At 71.9% G+C, this 16216-nt stretch carries 13 protein-coding genes and 3 pseudogenes; 9 read left to right on the top strand and 7 right to left on the bottom strand.

From position 1 onward, the window contains the following. Window positions 1-50 precede the first annotated feature (50 nt). The 4 genes from QMK24_RS32225 to QMK24_RS32210 all read left to right on the top strand — a co-directional run bounded on the left by QMK24_RS32225 (window position 51) and on the right by QMK24_RS32210 (window position 2459). Window positions 51-341, top strand: coding sequence for a YiaA/YiaB family inner membrane protein (locus QMK24_RS32225; protein ID WP_283470400.1), 291 nt, complete (start codon window positions 51-53; stop codon window positions 339-341). A 108-nt stretch (window positions 342-449) separates the two neighbouring features. Beyond that, entirely contained in the window at window positions 450-1265 is an 816-nt protein-coding gene (locus QMK24_RS32220) for a DUF1206 domain-containing protein (RefSeq protein WP_283470403.1), read from the top strand. Between the two features lie 237 nt (window positions 1266-1502). After that, window positions 1503-1964, top strand: coding sequence for a hypothetical protein (locus QMK24_RS32215; protein ID WP_283470399.1), 462 nt, complete (start codon window positions 1503-1505; stop codon window positions 1962-1964). Between the two features lie 141 nt (window positions 1965-2105). Continuing rightward, the gene (locus QMK24_RS32210) at window positions 2106-2459 is read left to right on the top strand and encodes a hypothetical protein (protein ID WP_283470398.1); all 354 of its coding nucleotides are present in this window, start codon (window positions 2106-2108) and stop codon (window positions 2457-2459) included. Between the two features lie 300 nt (window positions 2460-2759). Here the strand turns inward: QMK24_RS32210 and QMK24_RS32205 are convergent, their stop codons facing one another. Together QMK24_RS32205 and QMK24_RS32200 are read right to left on the bottom strand one after the other, a co-directional pair. Then, entirely contained in the window at window positions 2760-3362 is a 603-nt protein-coding gene (locus QMK24_RS32205; RefSeq protein WP_283470397.1) for a hypothetical protein, read from the bottom strand. Window positions 3363-3533: 171 nt separating this feature from the next. Next, window positions 3534-3854: pseudogene (locus QMK24_RS32200) on the bottom strand (gfo/Idh/MocA family oxidoreductase); the annotation flags it as partial. A gap of 297 nt (window positions 3855-4151) precedes the next feature. Between QMK24_RS32200 and QMK24_RS32195 the strand changes: the two are divergent. From QMK24_RS32195 to QMK24_RS32185, 3 genes are all read left to right on the top strand, one after another. Beyond that, entirely contained in the window at window positions 4152-6161 is a 2010-nt protein-coding gene (locus QMK24_RS32195) for a DUF2264 domain-containing protein (RefSeq protein ID WP_283470396.1), read from the top strand. 243 nt (window positions 6162-6404) lie between these two features. After that, window positions 6405-9425: a glycoside hydrolase family 2 TIM barrel-domain containing protein gene (locus tag QMK24_RS32190; RefSeq protein WP_283470395.1), complete on the top strand. Its 3021-nt coding sequence runs from the start codon at window positions 6405-6407 to the stop codon at window positions 9423-9425. Continuing rightward, on the top strand, window positions 9422-10024 hold the full coding sequence (locus QMK24_RS32185; protein ID WP_283470394.1) for a GNAT family N-acetyltransferase: 603 nt from the start codon (window positions 9422-9424) through the stop codon (window positions 10022-10024). The genes QMK24_RS32190 and QMK24_RS32185 overlap by 4 nt, the downstream gene beginning before the upstream one ends. On the opposite strand, the gene QMK24_RS32180 is transcribed toward QMK24_RS32185, so the two are convergent. From QMK24_RS32180 to QMK24_RS32165, 4 genes are all read right to left on the bottom strand, one after another. Then, window positions 10000-11220 (bottom strand): MBL fold metallo-hydrolase, encoded by a 1221-nt coding sequence (locus tag QMK24_RS32180; RefSeq protein WP_283470402.1) that lies wholly within the window; start codon window positions 11218-11220, stop codon window positions 10000-10002. The genes QMK24_RS32185 and QMK24_RS32180 overlap by 25 nt on opposite strands. A gap of 120 nt (window positions 11221-11340) precedes the next feature. After that, complete coding sequence (locus tag QMK24_RS32175; protein ID WP_283470393.1) at window positions 11341-11832, bottom strand: nuclear transport factor 2 family protein; 492 nt, start codon at window positions 11830-11832, stop codon at window positions 11341-11343. A 68-nt stretch (window positions 11833-11900) separates the two neighbouring features. Further along, window positions 11901-12605, bottom strand: coding sequence for a helix-turn-helix transcriptional regulator (locus QMK24_RS32170; RefSeq protein ID WP_283470391.1), 705 nt, complete (start codon window positions 12603-12605; stop codon window positions 11901-11903). A 27-nt stretch (window positions 12606-12632) separates the two neighbouring features. Continuing rightward, window positions 12633-13229: a GNAT family N-acetyltransferase gene (locus tag QMK24_RS32165; protein WP_283470390.1), complete on the bottom strand. Its 597-nt coding sequence runs from the start codon at window positions 13227-13229 to the stop codon at window positions 12633-12635. A gap of 164 nt (window positions 13230-13393) precedes the next feature. Between QMK24_RS32165 and QMK24_RS32160 the strand changes: the two are divergent. Together QMK24_RS32160 and QMK24_RS41585 are read left to right on the top strand one after the other, a co-directional pair. Next, window positions 13394-13633: pseudogene (locus QMK24_RS32160) on the top strand (GntR family transcriptional regulator); the annotation flags it as partial. 64 nt (window positions 13634-13697) lie between these two features. Then, window positions 13698-13868 (top strand): annotated as a pseudogene (locus tag QMK24_RS41585) (hypothetical protein); the annotation flags it as partial. Window positions 13869-14066: 198 nt separating this feature from the next. Here QMK24_RS41585 and QMK24_RS32150 read toward each other — a convergent pair. Beyond that, entirely contained in the window at window positions 14067-16088 is a 2022-nt protein-coding gene (locus QMK24_RS32150; protein ID WP_283470387.1) for a M3 family metallopeptidase, read from the bottom strand. Window positions 16089-16216 lie beyond the last annotated feature (128 nt).

The following is a 16216-nucleotide window of genomic DNA, read 5'->3' as shown; positions in this document are numbered from 1 at the left end:
TGAGTAGGTGTACTCATGTGGCGTGGGCCACAGTTGTCCAGGCTGGGGGCATGACGAATCCGATTCATCAGCAGACGACGGCGGCGTATTACGCGCAGGCGGCGATTTCGTTCGGGATCGCGCTGGGGAGCATGGCGCTGGGGGTGGCGTATCTACCTGTGGGGGCGTGGGTGCGGGCGTTCTTGGGGGTGGGGTTGCTGTATCTGGTGACCTCGGCGTTCACGCTGGCGAAGTGTGTGCGGGACCGGCAGGAGGTGGGGCAGGTGGTGAGCCGGGTGGATCAGGCGCGGCTGGACAAGCTGCTGGCGGAGCATGATCCGTTCCGGGTGGACGGGGTCTGAGGCCGAGCCCTCGCGGTCCCGCCGGCGTTTCCGGGGTGGGGCCGGGGGCAGGCGCCCGTCTGACGAGGGAGGTTCGGAGTGGGCGCTTCGATTCGGAGGTCCGGGGCCATGGGCCGGGCGGCGGCGGGCAGCCGGGCGGTCGAGTGGGCGGCGCGGTGGGGGCTCGCCACGCGTGGCGTGATCTATCTGCTGATCGGCGCGCTGGCGATCCAGGTCGCCGCCGGCCGGAACGGGAATCAGGCGGACCGCGGCGGCGCGGTGGAGCAGATCTCCGGGGAGCCGTTCGGCAAGGTGATGGTGTGGGTGGTCGGGCTCGGGCTCGCGGGCATGGCGTTGTGGCGCCTGTCGGAGGCCCTGTTCGGGGCCGCCGGCCCTGGCGGGCATAAGGGGACGAAGCGGCTCACCTCGGCCGGGCGGTTCGTGTTCTACGGCCTGGCCGCGTTCTCCGTGATCGCTTTCGCGCTGTCGAGGACAGCCGGCCAGGGCGCCAGCCAGGGCGGGTCGAGCGACAAGCAGTCCAAGGACGTCACCGCGAAGGTGCTGGACATGCCCTACGGGCAGTGGCTGGTGGGGATCGCCGGGGTGACGCTCGTCGCGGCCGGTCTGTGGACCGCCGTCCGGGCCGCGCAGCGTGCGTTCCGCAAGCATCTCAAGGTGAGCGAGATGTCCCGGCAGAACCGTGAGGTGGTCGATTTCCTGGGGATCGCCGGCGGGATCTGCCGGGGCGTCGTCTTCGCGACGGCCGGCGGCTTCGCCGTGGCGGCGGCCGTGAAGTACGACCCGAACCAGGCCAAGGGGCTGGACGACACCCTGCGCTCCTTCCGGGAGACGCCGGCGGGCCCTTGGTTGCTGGTGGCCATCGCGCTGGGGCTGGCGCTCTTCGGTGCGTTCTCGTTCGCCATGGCGCGCTGGCGCAAGCTCTGACCTGCGGAGATCTGCAGAGATCTGCGGTGAACTGCGTGAACTGCGGCGAACTGGATCTGTGAGGGATCTCAGCCCGGCATGCGGTCCGGCCGGAGCGGGTCGGCGTACCTCTCACGGCTGACGGCAGTCAGCCTCGAGAGGGGGGTCCGGACCGTTCTCCCGGGCGATCCGGTGGCGGATTCCGGCGGCCAGGATGGTGGAGAAGAGCCCCTCGAACGAAGGAAGGACCTCCCCCGCATGCCTGCCAAGCAGCACGTCACCCTTGGAATCGTCCTCGGTGGCCTCGGCCTCGCCGTGGCTGCGGCTCTCACGATGCCCCAGGTCGTGGACTGGTACCAGGGGCGGCATGTGGAGGAGGCCGGCTACGCGTCGGGCAGCAAGGCCAAGGCGGCCCGGGAATCGGTGCCGCGCTGGCTGCCGGACGAGGCGACCGCGGTGAAATACCGGATGTCGACCAAGGGCGGCGACCGGCTGCTGAAGGCGACGCTGGCCGACGGGAAGCTGCCAGCGGGATGCACTCGGGGCGCTGGCAATGGGCGCGCCCACCTCAGGGCGGACTGGTTCCCGAAGGGCACCGACAAGGAGGGGACCGCGGCGTGCGGGGCGTACAACGTGGTGCTCAAGGGCACGGATCTGTACGCCTGGCAGGACCACGCCGATTGGGTGAAGGCGAAGCAGGCGGGCTCCGACGCGCCGTAGCCGCGCCGGAAGGCGGGGCAGGCGTGATCGATTGCGCCAGTACGTCCGGGATGCCGGTCTGATCGTGGCCGGTGCGGCACAGCCGAGGCACACGATGCACCCGATGCACGTGGCGCACCCGACGCACCTGAGGAGCCCCCGATGAGACGCGTACTGGCCGTTGCCGCCGCCCTCGCCACCGCCGCCCTCGCGATGCTGGCCGCCGCGCCGCCCTCGGCCGTGACGGACAACGTCCCCTGCCACTCCCCCACCCAGCGGACGCTCGTCAACCCGGCCGATGGCCGGCAGTGGCCGTCCACCATCCGGTACTGCAATCTCACGCGCGGGCACGTCCCCGTCTATGAGAAGCGCGACGCGGGCAGCCGGGTGGTCGGCGAGCTGGTCCAGGGCGGTGCGGCCAACTGGTTCGTCTTCGAGAACAAGGGCGGCACCTTCAAGGACGGCGCCGCCGAGAACAACTGGTGGGCCAGTACTCAGGCCGACAACGGCGCCTGAGGCTGGGTGCCGGAGGTGTACTTCGCCGGTGGCGCCAATGACGAGGACGACGCCGGCCTGCTGATGCCCGGCGGCTACACCTGCGCGAACACCTGCCCGCCCGCCCCGCCATGGATGTGGTGACGCGGATGGATGTGGTGACGCGGCCCACCTGATGCGGTCTGTGACCCCGCTCCAATGAAGCGGGGTGTGGCGAGGCTCCCCCCAGCCTGCGGGCGGCGGGTGCTGCCCTTCTCCGACGGCGAACGGAGCGCTCGCCGATCGGTCTGCCACCGGCGGACCGGCCGTCCCAGCGCAGGCTCAGGGCGTTTCGCGCGGGCCCGGGACCGGCGTCTTCGGCGGCTCGGGCTCCTTCGGCGGCTCCGGCGTGGCTTCCGACCCCGCCGCAGGCGGGGGCTCAGGCGCCGGCGGGCGCACATCGTCGCCGGTCTGGGGGCCGGCCGGGTCCGCCGGGCGGGCCCGCGTCCGGTTCGCGCGGCGGACGGCGTCGTCGGCGCTGTTCTGGGCGCCGAGCGAGCCGAAGTAGAAGCCGGCGACGGTGGCGAGCACGGTCATCAGCGAAGTGACGATGGTCTTGCGCAGGTCGCCGGAGTCGCCGCCGGAGGAGAGCATCGCGACGGCGAGGGCGAAGCTGATGAGGGCGAGGATCAGTACGGCGATGATGCTGCGGGTCAGGCCACGGACGCCGCGCGGCTCGCGCAGGTCCCGCAGCAGTTCGCGGACCTCGCTGCTCGTGGCCGCCTGACCGATCAGATCGTCGGTGAGTCGCTCGCGCCACGCCGTGGCCCGGCGGACGTCGATGATGAGGGGCACCACGGCGATCACGGCGATGATGACGACGACCACAGCGATGAGTACGAAGGCCCAGGGCCCCTTGAGGCCCGGAATCGGTTCGCCTGCCACGAGGCCCGCATGCGCAAGACCCCCATCCGCTAGACCCGCATGCGCAAGATCCGCATGCGCAAGATCCGCAAGACCGTGCACGCTCATACCCGCAGCCCCCATACCCGACATAGCCAACCCCGTACCCCTGGGTTCCCGGTGGGGGATGATCCCAGCGGCGCCGGTCAATCGTCAAGCGCCGCGCGGGGGTTGGTGCGCGGCGAAGTAGGCGGCCAGCTCGGCGGCGCGCGGGAGGACGGTGCGCGGGGTGCCGCCGTCGCGGAGCGATGCGGTGGCCTGGGCGCCCGCGGCGACCGCCATGCGGGCGGCGACGGGTGAGGTGTCGGTGGGGCCGCCGTCACGGGCGAAGCGCAGGAACTCGTCGATCAGAAGCGGGTCGGAGCCGCCGTGGCCGGCGTTGTCCTGGAGCGCGGGGACGGGGTGCACGGCATCGGCGTCCCAACGATGGCCGGAGCGGCGGGAGTTCCAGACCTTGACGACGGCGCCGGGGCCGGCGCGGACCGCCGGGTCGAGGTCGGCGATGGCGGTGACCCGCGCTCCCGCCTCTGGCCGGTGCGCGGTCCCGGCGAGGCTGTCGCGCAGGCGCAGCCCGATGACGCCGATCCGGAGGTCGGGCTCACGCGAGCCATCTGGACGGACGTCGGTCATGGGCGGTCTTCTTCAATCAGCATTGGGCAGAGAAGCGGCAGAGACTCAGCAAAAAGGGATAGGAGCTCGGCGACGTCTGGGGGTTGGCCTCAACTTAGTAACCGCTTACTATCTCGGTCAACACCTCACCCCGGAGCTGATGTGACCTTGCCGCCCTTCCTCCAGCTGCCCCCCACCGACCGGGTGCGTTCACCGCGCACCGGCTGGACCCGCGCGCATTGGGAGGCGGTGGCCGACCGGATGCTCGACGGGCTCGTGCCGTACGCCTCCCACGGCTTCGCCCAGTACCGGCTGCCGGGCCGCAACAGCTGGTCGGGGGTGGTCTCCGACGGGCTGGAGGGCTACGCGCGCTCCTTCCTGCTGGCCGCGTTCCGGATAGCGGGAGCCGGTGGCGAGGTGGATCAGCGGCTCATCGAGCGGTACGCGGCGGGGCTCGCGGCCGGCACTGATCCGGACAGCGGCGAGTCCTGGCCCGCGCTGACCGACTGCTCGCAGCAGATGGTCGAGGCGGCGTCGGTGGCGATCGCCCTGCACGAGACGCGGCCGTGGATCTGGGACCGGCTCGACGAACGGGTCCAGGCGCGGGTCGTCGACTGGTTCTCCGGATTCGTCGGGCACCGCACCCACGAGAACAACTGGCGGCTCTTCCAGGTGGTGTCCGAGCAGTTCCTGGCCTCGGTGGGCGCGCCCTTCAGCCAGTCCGACATCGACGGCGGGCTGGACCGCATCGAGGACTGGTACGTCGGCGACGGCTGGTACTCCGACGGCGACGGCCGCAACTTCGACTACTACATCGGCTGGGCGATGCACCTGTACCCACTCCTGTGGGCGCGGATCGCGGGTGAGCGGGACGGCGAGCGCGCCAAGGTCTACAAGGAGCGGCTGGCCCAATTCCTGTCCGGATACCCGCACTTCTTCGGCAGCGACGGCGCCCCGGTGCACCAGGGCCGTTCGCTGACGTACCGCTTCGCCGCCGTCGCCCCGGTGTGGATGGGCGCGCTCGCCGACGCGACCCCGCTGGAACCGGGCCTGACCCGGCGGCTCGGCTCCGGGGTGCTGCGGCACTTCGTGGAGCGCGGTGTGCCCGACGAGCGCGGACTGCTGTCGCTCGGCTGGTACGAGCCGTTCCTCCCCACCACGCAGGGGTACTCCGGGCCGGCGTCCCCGTACTGGGCGAGCAAGGGCTTCCTCGGACTGCTGCTGCCCGCCGATCACCCGGTATGGACCGAGCGGGAGCTCGCGCTCCCGGTCGAGGAGTCCGACCAATACATCGCGCTGCCCGCGCCCGGCTGGCTGCTGCACGGGACGAAGCACGACGGGATCGTCCGGCTGGTCAACCACGGCAGCGATCACTACGGCTTCGAGCCGGCCGGGGGCGCGGACGACCCGCACTACGCCCAGCTCGGCTACTCCACCCGCACGGCGCCGAACGCGGCGCCACACGCCTGGGAGCGCCGCGTCGACAGCCACCTCGCGCTGGTCGCCGCCGACGGCACGGCCTCGCGGCGCGGACATATCCACCCGCTGACGGCAACCGGCCGGACGGCGTCGTCCTGGCACACCGCCACCCTGCCCGCGGGCTCTGCCGACAAGGACGGGCTGAACGCCGCCGAGGCCGAGGCCACCGCTGAGGCCGAGGCCGGGTACCGCATCGAGACGACGAGCGTGCTGCACGGGCCGTGGGAGCTGCGCGTGCACCGCGTCGAAGCCCCGGCGGGAGTGACGGTCCGCGAGGGCGGTTACGCGGTCGCGGGAGCGGAGCGGCCGCAGGCCGACACCGGCCGGGGATGGGCGCTGGCCCGTACCGCGGACGGACTCACCAGCGCGCTGGTCGGCCTCTACGGATGGGACGGGGGCGCCTCGGTGCACCGTGAGGTGGAGGCGAACGCGTTCGGCCCGCACTCGGCCGTCCCGTGCCTGAGCTCAGGACCGCACCCCGGCGGGAGCAGCGTCCACGTCACGCTGGTCGCGCTGGCCGGCGATACGGTCCATCCGCAGGCTCTGCGCGAGGCGGTCGCGGCGACGGTGACGGTGACGGTGACGGTGACGGTCGATGAAAACGGCGACGACGGCGACGAAGGCCATGCCCGAAGCCATCGTCACAGCACCGTACGTATCGCGTTCCCCGACGGGACCCGGCTGACCGTCTGACCCGCCGCCCGCCGCCCGCCGATTTCGGCTTCGGCTTCGGCTTCGGCTGCAGCTTCCGCTGCCACCGATCCAAGGGCAGGCTGACTCCGGGCCTCGATCGCCAGGCAGCGGGTGTTTCATGTCGGGTATTCATGTCCGGGTATTTCATCTACCGGGACTTTCATCGCTGTTGTCGTTCACGTCCGTTGTCATTCATGTCTGTTGTGACGCATGTCCGGTGTCGTTCAGGTGAGGAGCAACCCCATGCACGAGGCGCTGCGACCCGCGGCCGTCCCCTATTACGAGGACCCCTCCCCCGGCGAGGGCGCGCTGCCGCCGCGCGCCTGGTGGAGCACCTCGGACGCGCGATACGTGAGCCTGAACGGCGCATGGCGGTTCCGGCTGTCGGACACCGCCGACGGGCAGGACGACGGCTTCGCCCGGCCGGAGTTCGATGCCACCCGCTGGGACCTGCTGCCGGTGCCCGCACACTGGCCGCTGCAGGGACACGGGTCGCCCGCGTACACCAATGTGCTGTACCCGTTCCCCGTCGACCCACCGCGCGTACCGACCGAGAATCCGACCGGTGATCACCGGCGTACCTTCGACCTGCCGGACGACTGGCCGGGCGGGGCCGCGCTGCTGCGCTTCGACGGCGTGGAGTCGTGCGCGCGGGTGTGGCTCAACGGCGAGGAGCTGGGCACGTTCAAGGGCAGCCGCCTGCCGGTGGAGTTCGAGGTCGGGGAGCTGCTGCGGCCGCGCGGGAACGTGCTGGCCGTACGCGTCCACCAGTGGTCGTCCGGCAGCTATCTCGAGGACCAGGACATGTGGTGGCTCCCGGGGATCTTCCGGGAGGTGACGCTGATCGAGCGGCCCGAGGGATCGGTCGCGGACTTCTTCGTCCACGCCGACTACGACCACACCACCGGCACCGGCACCCTGCGGGTCGACTGTGCGCCCGTCGGCAGCGTCAGTGTCCCGGAACTGGGCCTGGACCTGGAGACCGGTGAGAGCGCGACCGTGCGCGTGGAGCCGTGGTCCGCCGAGATCCCGCGGCTGTACGACGCCGAGCTGGCCACCGAGGGCGAGCGGATCCCGCTCAGGATCGGCTTCCGCACGGTGGCCGTCGACGGCGGCGTACTCAAGGTCAACGGCCGCCGGATCCTCTTCCGCGGCGTCAACCGGCATGAGTTCCACCCCGACCACGGCCGGGTGCTGGATCTGGAGACGATGCGGCAGGATCTGCTGCTGATGAAGCGCCACAACATCAACGCCGTGCGCACCAGCCACTATCCTCCGCATCCGGCCTTCCTCGAGCTGTGCGACGAACTGGGCATGTGGGTCGTCGACGAGTGCGATCTGGAGACCCACGGTTTCGAAGCGGTCGGTTGGCGCGGCAATCCGGTCGATGACGAACGCTGGACTCCGGCGCTGCTGGACCGGGCCGCGCGCATGGTCGAGCGCGACAAGAACCACCCCTCCGTCGTGATGTGGTCGCTCGGCAACGAATGCGGGACCGGTCGGGGGCTGTCGGCGATGGCGGCGTGGATCCGCGACCGCGATCCCGACCGCCCGATCCACTACGAGGGTGATCCGTCCTGCGCGGACACCGATGTGTACTCGCGGATGTACGCCGACCACGCCGAGGTCGAGCTCATCGGACGTGGCACCGAACTCCCGCTGCCCGATCCCGCTTTGGATGCCGGACGACGCGCCCTGCCGTTCATCCTGTGCGAGTACGCGCACGCCATGGGCAACGGTCCCGGTGGACTGAGCGAGTACCAGCGGCTCTTCGACACGTACGAACGCTGCCAGGGCGGCTTCGTCTGGGAGTGGATCGATCACGGGCTGCGGCAGCGCACTCGCGGCGGCGTGGAGTTCTTCGCCTACGGCGGCGACTTCGGCGAGGAGCTGCACGACGGCAACTTCGTCTGCGACGGCCTGGTGTTCCCCGACCGCACCCCGTCGCCGGGCCTGATCGAGTACAAGAAGGTCATCGAGCCGGTACGGATCGACGGGGACGGCGCGGCCGGCACGGTCCGGGTCGCCAACGGGTACGACTTCGCCGGCCTGTCGTCGCTGTCCTTCCGCTGGACGTACGAGGTCGAGGGCGAGGCCGTCGCCTCCGGCGACCTGGAGGTCCCGGCGCTGGCACCCGGCTCGGCCGTCGAACTGAAGCTGCCCCCGGCACCGGACGGCGGCCCAGCCGGCCCCGCAGGGGAAGCCGGGGAGGCCTGGTGGACGGTGCGGGCCACCCTCGCCGACGACACGGGCTGGGCGCCGGCCGGACACGAAGTGGCCTGGGGCCAGTTCGCCGCAGCCCGGACGCCCGGGCCGGTACCCGAGCCCGGTCCCGTACCCCAATCCGCGTCCCAGACTGCAACCCAGCCCGGCCACGGACCCCAGCCCGCAGCGGAGGCCGCACCCGGCTCGGCGCGCGCTCCGCGCCGGGCCGAGGGCGGTGTCGTGCTACTGGGGCCCGGCACCTTCGACGCCGCCACCGGGACGCTCAAGTACCTGGGCCACTCCCAGATCACCGGACCACGGCTGGACGTGTGGCGCGCGCCGACCGACAACGACGCGGGTTCCGGCCGGCACCCGGAGGACCAACTCGACCGCCGGTGGCGGGAGCTCGGGCTGCACCGGATGCGGCACCGGATCGAACGGGTCTCGGTCGGGTCCGACGCGCTGGCCGTCACCACCCGGGTCGCACCGGCGGCCGGAGACATCGGACTGCGCACCGTCTGCACGTGGACCGCGACCAGCGAGCGGCTCCGGCTCGGCGTCGAGATCACCCCGGAGGGCGACTGGTCCGTCCCGCTGCCGAGGATCGGACTGCGGCTGGGTGTCTGCGGCAGCCTCGACAGCGTCGAGTGGTACGGCGGCGGACCCGGCGAGGCGTATCCGGACACCCGGGCCGCCTCCCGCATCGGGCGCTACACCAGCACGGTCGACGCGCTGCAGACCCCGTACGTCCGGCCGCAGGAGAACGGCGCCCGGGCCGATGTCCGCTGGGCGCACCTGCGCCGCGAGGACGGCCAGGGGCTGCGGATCACCGGTGACCCGGCCTTCTGGTTCACCGCGCGGCGCTGGACCAGCGAACAGCTCGACGCGGCCGCCCACACCTACGACCTCGCGGCGTCCGAGACGATCTGGCTCAACCTCGACCATGGGCAGCAGGGCATCGGCAGCGGGTCCTGCGGGCCCGCCGCCCTGCCGCAGCACTGGCTGGCCGCCGCCCCGGTGTCCTTCTCCTTCACCTTCAGCGCCCTGGAGACGATGTGATCCGGCCCTATCGCCCCGCTGACCTGCCCGCCCTGTACGACATCTGCGTACGCACCGGCCAGGAGGGCGAGGACGCGCGGCCGTACTTTCCCGACCACGATCTGCTGGGGACGATCTTCGCAGCGCCGTACGCGCGGCTGGAGCCGGAGCTGGCCTTCGTGGTGGACGACGGGGAGGGCCGCGCGGTCGGCTACATCCTGGGGACGGCCGACACCGCCGCCTTCGTGAAACGGTTCCGCGCCGAGTGGCTGCCGGAGGTGGCCGCCCGCTACCCGGAGCCGGCGGGCCCGGCCCGGACCCCGCACGAGACGATGGCCGGGCTGCTGCACCATCCCGAGCGGATGCTCCTACCGGAGCTGGCGGACTACCCGGCGCACTTGCATATCGACCTGCTGCCCGGGTATCAGGGGGCGGGCCACGGGCGGGCGTTGATGGAGACGTTCCTCGGCTCGCTGGCCGACGGGGGCGTCCCGTCGGTGCATCTGGGGATGGCCACGGCGAACGTCCGGGCCCGGTACTTCTACGACCGCATGGGCTTCCATGAGATCGCGGTACCGGACCCGGGGACGCTCACCTACCTGGGACGCGCCACCTCGTAGTCCTCGTCGGCACCACCTTTGTCGTCGGCACCGCCTGCGCCGTCCGCACCCTCATCATCCGAGCCGGAATCAACTGCCACGGAGTCCAGTACGGGTGCGGGTACCGGTGCGACCGCGGACCCGGGCGCAGACTCGGGCGCGGGCGCCGCGTATTCCGGCCAGCCGTGCCGCGGGGGCACGGCGACCGTGCGCCACCACCAGTCGTCCGGGAGGTCGGCGGCCGGTTCGAAGGGCGCGCCGGGACGCGGGGTGGCGAGCTTCGCCCCCAGCTCCTTGGCGGCGGCGAGAGTGCCCTCGGCGGGGTCCGCCCACGGGTGCGGGGCGAGGTTGAACGTGCCCCAGTGGATCGGGAGCATCGCGCCCCGGGGTGTGCCGCCGGACAGGTCCACGTGGGCCCGCATGCCTTCCTCGGGCGTCATGTGGATGTCCGGCCAGAACTCGCTGTAGGCGCCGATCTGGATCATCGTGGCGTCGAACGGGCCGTGCTGCGCGCCGATATCGGCGAAGCCGGGGAAGTACCCCGTGTCGCCGCTGTGGTAGATCCGGTGGTCGCCTCCGGCCACCACCCAGGAGGCCCACAGGGTCTGCTGGCGACCGCGCAGCCCGCGGCCGCAGAAGTGCCGGGCCGGGGTCGCGGTCAGGGTCAGGCCGTCCACCTCGGCCGACTCGTTCCAGTCCAGTTCGTGCAGCCGCTTGGGGTCGATGCCCCAGTACTCCAGGTGGGCGCCGACGCCCAGCGGGACGGCGAAGACGGTGTCGGTGCCGACCAGCGCGCGGATGGTGGGCATGTCCAGGTGGTCGTAGTGGTCGTGCGAGATCACCACCACGTCCACCTTCCCGAGCGACTTCAGCGGCACCGGCACCGGGTGCACCCGCTTCGGCCCGGCGAAGGCGAACGGCGAACAGCGGTCGCCCCACACCGGGTCGAAGAGCACCCGCCGCCCGCCGATCTCGGCCAGGACCGTCGAGTGGCCCATCCATGTCAGCCGCAGCCCGGACTTCGGCGGCACCGCCAGATCGGCGAGTGTCGTCGGATGCACCGGGATCGGAGCGGCGGGCTTGCGCAGGGCCCGCGCCTCTTTGCGCATATTGCCCGGCAGCGCCCTGACCAGGCCCCCGCTGGGCGTGGTGCGGGCGCCCACCGGGTTCTGGAAGACGCCGTCGGCGTAGTTGGATGACGCGAGGATTCGCTCCATTCGCGCGCCGACGGGATCGGCGCCGAAAGCGGCAGGTCGCAGTGCGGTGAGGCGGGAACCGGTCACGGCACCTCCAGCTTGGGGGCGGTCAGTCGATGTCACCCTGGCAATTCTGCCCTGTCATACGTCCGTCCCGAAGCGGCGGCTCCCGGTCACCGACCAGACGTCGGTGATCCGGCCGCCGGCCACCGCCAGAATGTCGACACCGCTCACCGTGATCACACCCGCGCCGTCCGGGTCGGGACGGGTCGCGCTCCAGCGGCAGCCGACCTGCCCGGCCGGCCCGCCGTCGGCCGCGGCATCGATGTCCACGAGCGCGACGCCGTGCATGCGGTAGACCAGTCCCGGCTTGGCCTTGCGGTGGGCGGTGATGAAGGGGACCAGGTCAGCAGGCCCGCGGAGGCCGTCGGTGTCCACGTCCGGGATGACGTTGCCGAAGTGGACACGGAATCCGGGGGTGAGGATGCGGTCGGCGATGTCGAGGTCGCCGTTCCACATTCCCGTCCAGTCCTCGAACAGCTTGGTGCCGAGCTGACGGGCGTCGGTGGCGGTGTGGGTGTTGTTGATGGCCTTGGTGGTGCTGTTGTTGGTGGTGTGCAGGTCGACGGTCATGGCGGGTGCCTTCCTTTTCGGTGGGAGCACCATCTTTCAAGCGGCCGGCGACACCGTCCTGTCGGTGTTTACGAATCGGTGAAGCCCTCCAGACCGATCAGCTCCCAGCCCAGGGTGTCCAGCTCGGCGCGGTCGATCCGGCGCGGCGGCGCCGTCTCGTCCAGCGCCCGCACCTGCTGGATCCGGTCGAGCCGGAAGCCGCGCACCGCCTCGCGCAGCCGGCACCACGCGATCAGGTACCACTGCCCGCCGCCGAGGAACCCGAGCGGCTCCACCAGCCGCTCGCTCGCCACCCCGTCCCGGTCCTCGTACGCGAGCCGCAGTACGCGGCGGCTCGCGAGCGCGTCCTGCAGGACCCGGGGGACGGTGGCCCGTCGCTCGTCCGGCGCCAGCAGATGCACCCGGGCGGCGAACTCATCCGCCGCCGTGCGCTCGCGGGCGGGCATGACGGCGAGCACCTTCTGCAGCGCGCTGCGGGCGGCTCCGGCGAAGGGCGTGCCGTCCAGGGCGTGCAGGCCCACCGCGAGAGCGGTCGCCTCCGCCGGGGTGATGGTCAGCGGCGGGAGCGTCCGCTCCTTGTCCAGGACGTACCCGCCGGTGCGTCCCGGTTCGGCGTAGATCGGCACACCGGACTGCTGCAGGGCGCTCAGATCCCGTTCGACGGTGCGGCTGCTCACCTCGAAGCGCCGCGCGAGCCACCGCGCGCTGCGGGGGCGCGGCGCGACCGCGCGCAACTCCTCGACGAGGGCGTACAGCCGGTCGGTCCTGTTCAACAGCGTTCCCTCACACCCGCGGCGACATCAGTCCGGAGCCGGACTGTAGGTCAGAGCGACATGATCCTGTACCGGCAGGTACCCCAGACGCCGGTACAGGGCGTTGCTGGTGGGGTTGGCGAGGTCGGTGAAGAGCAGCACCGCCTCGGCTCCCGCGTCCAGCGCGACCCGGCTGACCGCGGCGGTCACGGCGCCCGCGTAGCCCCGGCCCCGGCGCTCGGGCGGGGTGTAGACGGCGACGACGCGCACCATTCCCGCGACCGGACGGGTGGTCCCGGCCATCGACACGGGTGTGTCGTCGACCTCCCACACCTTGAGGCCGCCATGGCTGAGCCGGTCGTCGACAAGCGAGCCGGCGTTGAGGCCCTGCTCCTGGAGTTCGCGGGCGAACGCCCCGTGCCACTCCACCAGCAGCTCCCGGTCGCCCTCGTCGGCGGTCCTGGCGCGGCCGGGCGGGGCGGGCTCGGGCGGCGCCAGCTCCCCGAGCCGGAACAGCCGCAGGCCCTTGTCGACCTCGGCCGCCGCCCCGGTGCGGGCCCGCCAGGCGTCGGCGAAGGCAGTGGCCGTGCTCCGCTCTCCCCTGAGGCCGGGCAGCGGGCGCGCTGCCGGGTGCCGCGCGCGCACCACGTTTTCCCTCGCGCGGGTCCTCGCACCTTCCCGCGCCCGGCGCTGGGGCACGCAGGTGGCATATCTCTCGACCGGGCCGCCGAACCCGCAGTTCAGAGCGGTTTACGCGGGCCGGTTGGTGGCGCAACACACCTGCAACACCACTGCCGCCCGACCTCGGTATGGTCCGTGAGAACGCGGCGCACCGGCGCCGCGGCCGCCAGAACCTGCAGGGGTTCCCGGCCGGACTGCTGCCGCACGAGGACGCGCTCGGCGCCGACTACGGCGTATCCCGCAACACCGTCCGCCAGGCGCTCGACCTGCTGCGCGCAGAACAGCTCGTGGAGCGGGTGCCGGGCGTCGGCACCGTCGTGGTCGGCGCGAAGGTCCCGCACGGCCTGGACCGGCTGATGGGCCCGGCCGCTGGCCGAGGGGCAGCCACAACTCGCCGACATCGAGCCCTACTTGGCGGACAGTGATCCGGCCGTGCGGCGGACCGCGGTCACCACCTTGACCGAGACCTCGCCCGACGGCACCGGCCCGGCGCTGGCCCGGGCGCTGGCCGACCCGGACGCGGGCGTCCCGGAGGCGGCGGCCGCGTCGCTGCTGGAACTGGTCGAGGTCCTCCCGGCCGGCGAACCGCTGCGCACGCCCCTGGTGAGCGCCCTCGGCGTGGACGACCCACGGGTCAGGGCCGCGGCCCTCGACGTGCTGCGGGCGCTGCGGCTCGGCGACGCGGAACTGTTCGGCGACAGGCGGGCTGAGGTCCGGGGGCTGCTGGGGTCTGGCGCGACGGTCGAGTTCCCCGTGAGTCAGGCGCGAGCCGGGGCGGGGAACCCTACCCGGGCGTCCCGGTCAGTCCGCCAGCAGTCCCCTGCGGGCCAGCAGCGGCTCGATCCGCGGTTCGCGGCCGCGGAAGTTCCGGTACGTGGTGAGGGAGTCCACGCTGCCGCCCTTGGAGAGCAGTTCGCGCCGGAAGACATCGCCGTTCGCACGGCTCATGCCGCCGTTCTCCTCGAACCAGTCGACGGTGTCCGCGTCCAGGACCTCGCTCCAGATGTAGGAGTAGTAGCCCGCGCTGTAGCCGAGCGAGAAGATGTGCGAGAAGTAGGTCGTGCGGTAGCGCGGTGGGATCGCGGGGACGGCGATGCCGGCCTCCTTGAGCGCCGTGGCCTCAAAGGCCGGCGCGTCGACCGGCGTGCTGCCCGTCCCGATCGTGTGCCAGGCCCAGTCGAGGAGGGCGGCGCCCAGGTACTCGACGGTCCTGAAGCCCTGGCCGAACGTGTCGGCCTCCGCCATCCGCTCGACGAGCTCGGCGGGCATCGGCTCGCCGGTCTCGTAGTGCTTGGCGTAGTTGGCGAGAACCTCGGGCCGCAGCGCCCACATCTCGTTGACCTGGGACGGGTATTCGACGAAGTCCCTGGGCACCGCCGTACCGGAGAAGAACGGGTACCTGACGTCGGAGAACAGCCCGTGCAGGGCGTGCCCGAACTCGTGGAAGAGCGTGTTGACCTCGGAGAAGGTCAGGAGAGCAGGCTCGCCGGCCGGCGGCTTGGCGATGTTGAGGTTGTTCACCACCACCGGGCGGCTGCCGAGCAGCCCGGACTGGCCGACGAGCACGTTCATCCAGGCCCCGCCGCGCTTGGAGCCGCGCGCGAAGAAGTCGGCGAGGAAGAGGCCCAGCGGTGTCCCGTCCTCCTCGGACACCTCGAAGACCCGCACGTCGGGGTGGTAGCCGGTGAGGTCGGTGCGCTCGGCGAAACGCAGCCCGTACACCTGGTTCGCGGCGAAGAACACGCCGTCGTGGAGCACCTTGTCCAGCTCGAAGTAGGGGCGCATCGCGGCGGCGTCGAAGTCGTACTGGGCCTTGCGCACCTGCTGCGAGCGGTAGGCCCAGTCCCAGGCCTCGATGGGACCGGTGTCGCTCATCGCGGCCAGTGCGGCGGCCTCCCGCTCCGCCATGGCGACCGCCGGCGGGACGAGCCGGTGCAGCATGCCGGTGACGGCCTCCGGGGTCAGCGCCGTCTGGTCGGCGACGACGTACGCGGCGTGGCTGTCGTAGCCGAGCAGCGCGGCCCGCTCGGCGCGGAGCGTGGCGAGCCGGACGACGACCTCGCCGTTGCTCTGCGCTCCCCGGTTGACGGAGCGCTCCAGCAGCCGCCGGCGCACCTCGCGGCGGTCCAGTGAGGCGAGTTCCGACTGGTTGGAGAAGTTCTTCAGGCTGATGACGTACTTGCCGTCGTGGCCGCGTTCCCGGCCGTTCTCGGCGGCGGCCGAGATCGCGTCGGCCGAGAGCCCGGCAAGGTCCTCGGCGCTGTCCAGTATCAGTGCGGCCGCGCTGGTGTCGTCGAAGACGTTCCGCTGGAAGGCGGTGGCGGCGGTGGCGAGTTCGGCGTTCAGCTCGCGCAGCCGCTGCTGGTCCCCGGGGGAGAGCTGGGCACCGGCGCGCAGGAACATGGTGTGGTAACGCTCCAGCAGCCTCAGCGACTCGGCGTCCAGGCCGAGTTCACCGCGGCTCTCGTGGAGCGCCCTGACCCGCGCATAGAGCCCGGCGTCGAGGTGGATCGCGTCGCTGTGCGCGGCGAGCCGCGGATTGAGCTGCGTTTCCAGTTCCTGCACGGCCGGGTTGGTGTCGGCCGAGGACTGGTTGAAGAACACGTTTCTGACGCGGCGCAGCAGGGCGCCGGAGCGCTCCAGGGCCACGACGGTGTTCTCGAAAGTGGGCGGCTCCTGGCTGCCGGCCACCGCCGCGACCTCTTCCAGCTGCTCCGTGAGGCCGCGCTCGAACGCCGGCAGATAGTGCTCGTCGCGGATCTCGGCGAACCGCGGCAGCTCGTAGGGAAGCGTGCTCGGGCTGAAGAATGGATTCGTCGTCACTCGGCCGACCCTACGCCGCGACGTGGGCTCCCTCACCGGACGTGGGGGACCGTCCGGACACTGCCGTCAGCCACATCCCGGCAGCCGCGTGGCAGGCTCGGGAATACGAGCCCCCCACGCGGCCGAGG

The organism is Streptomyces sp. PH10-H1 (assembly GCF_030063355.1).
In the GTDB taxonomy this organism is placed as follows: domain Bacteria; phylum Actinomycetota; class Actinomycetes; order Streptomycetales; family Streptomycetaceae; genus Actinacidiphila.
Note: the sequence above shows the minus strand (reverse complement) of the source record. Positions and strands in the feature narration are given on the sequence as shown.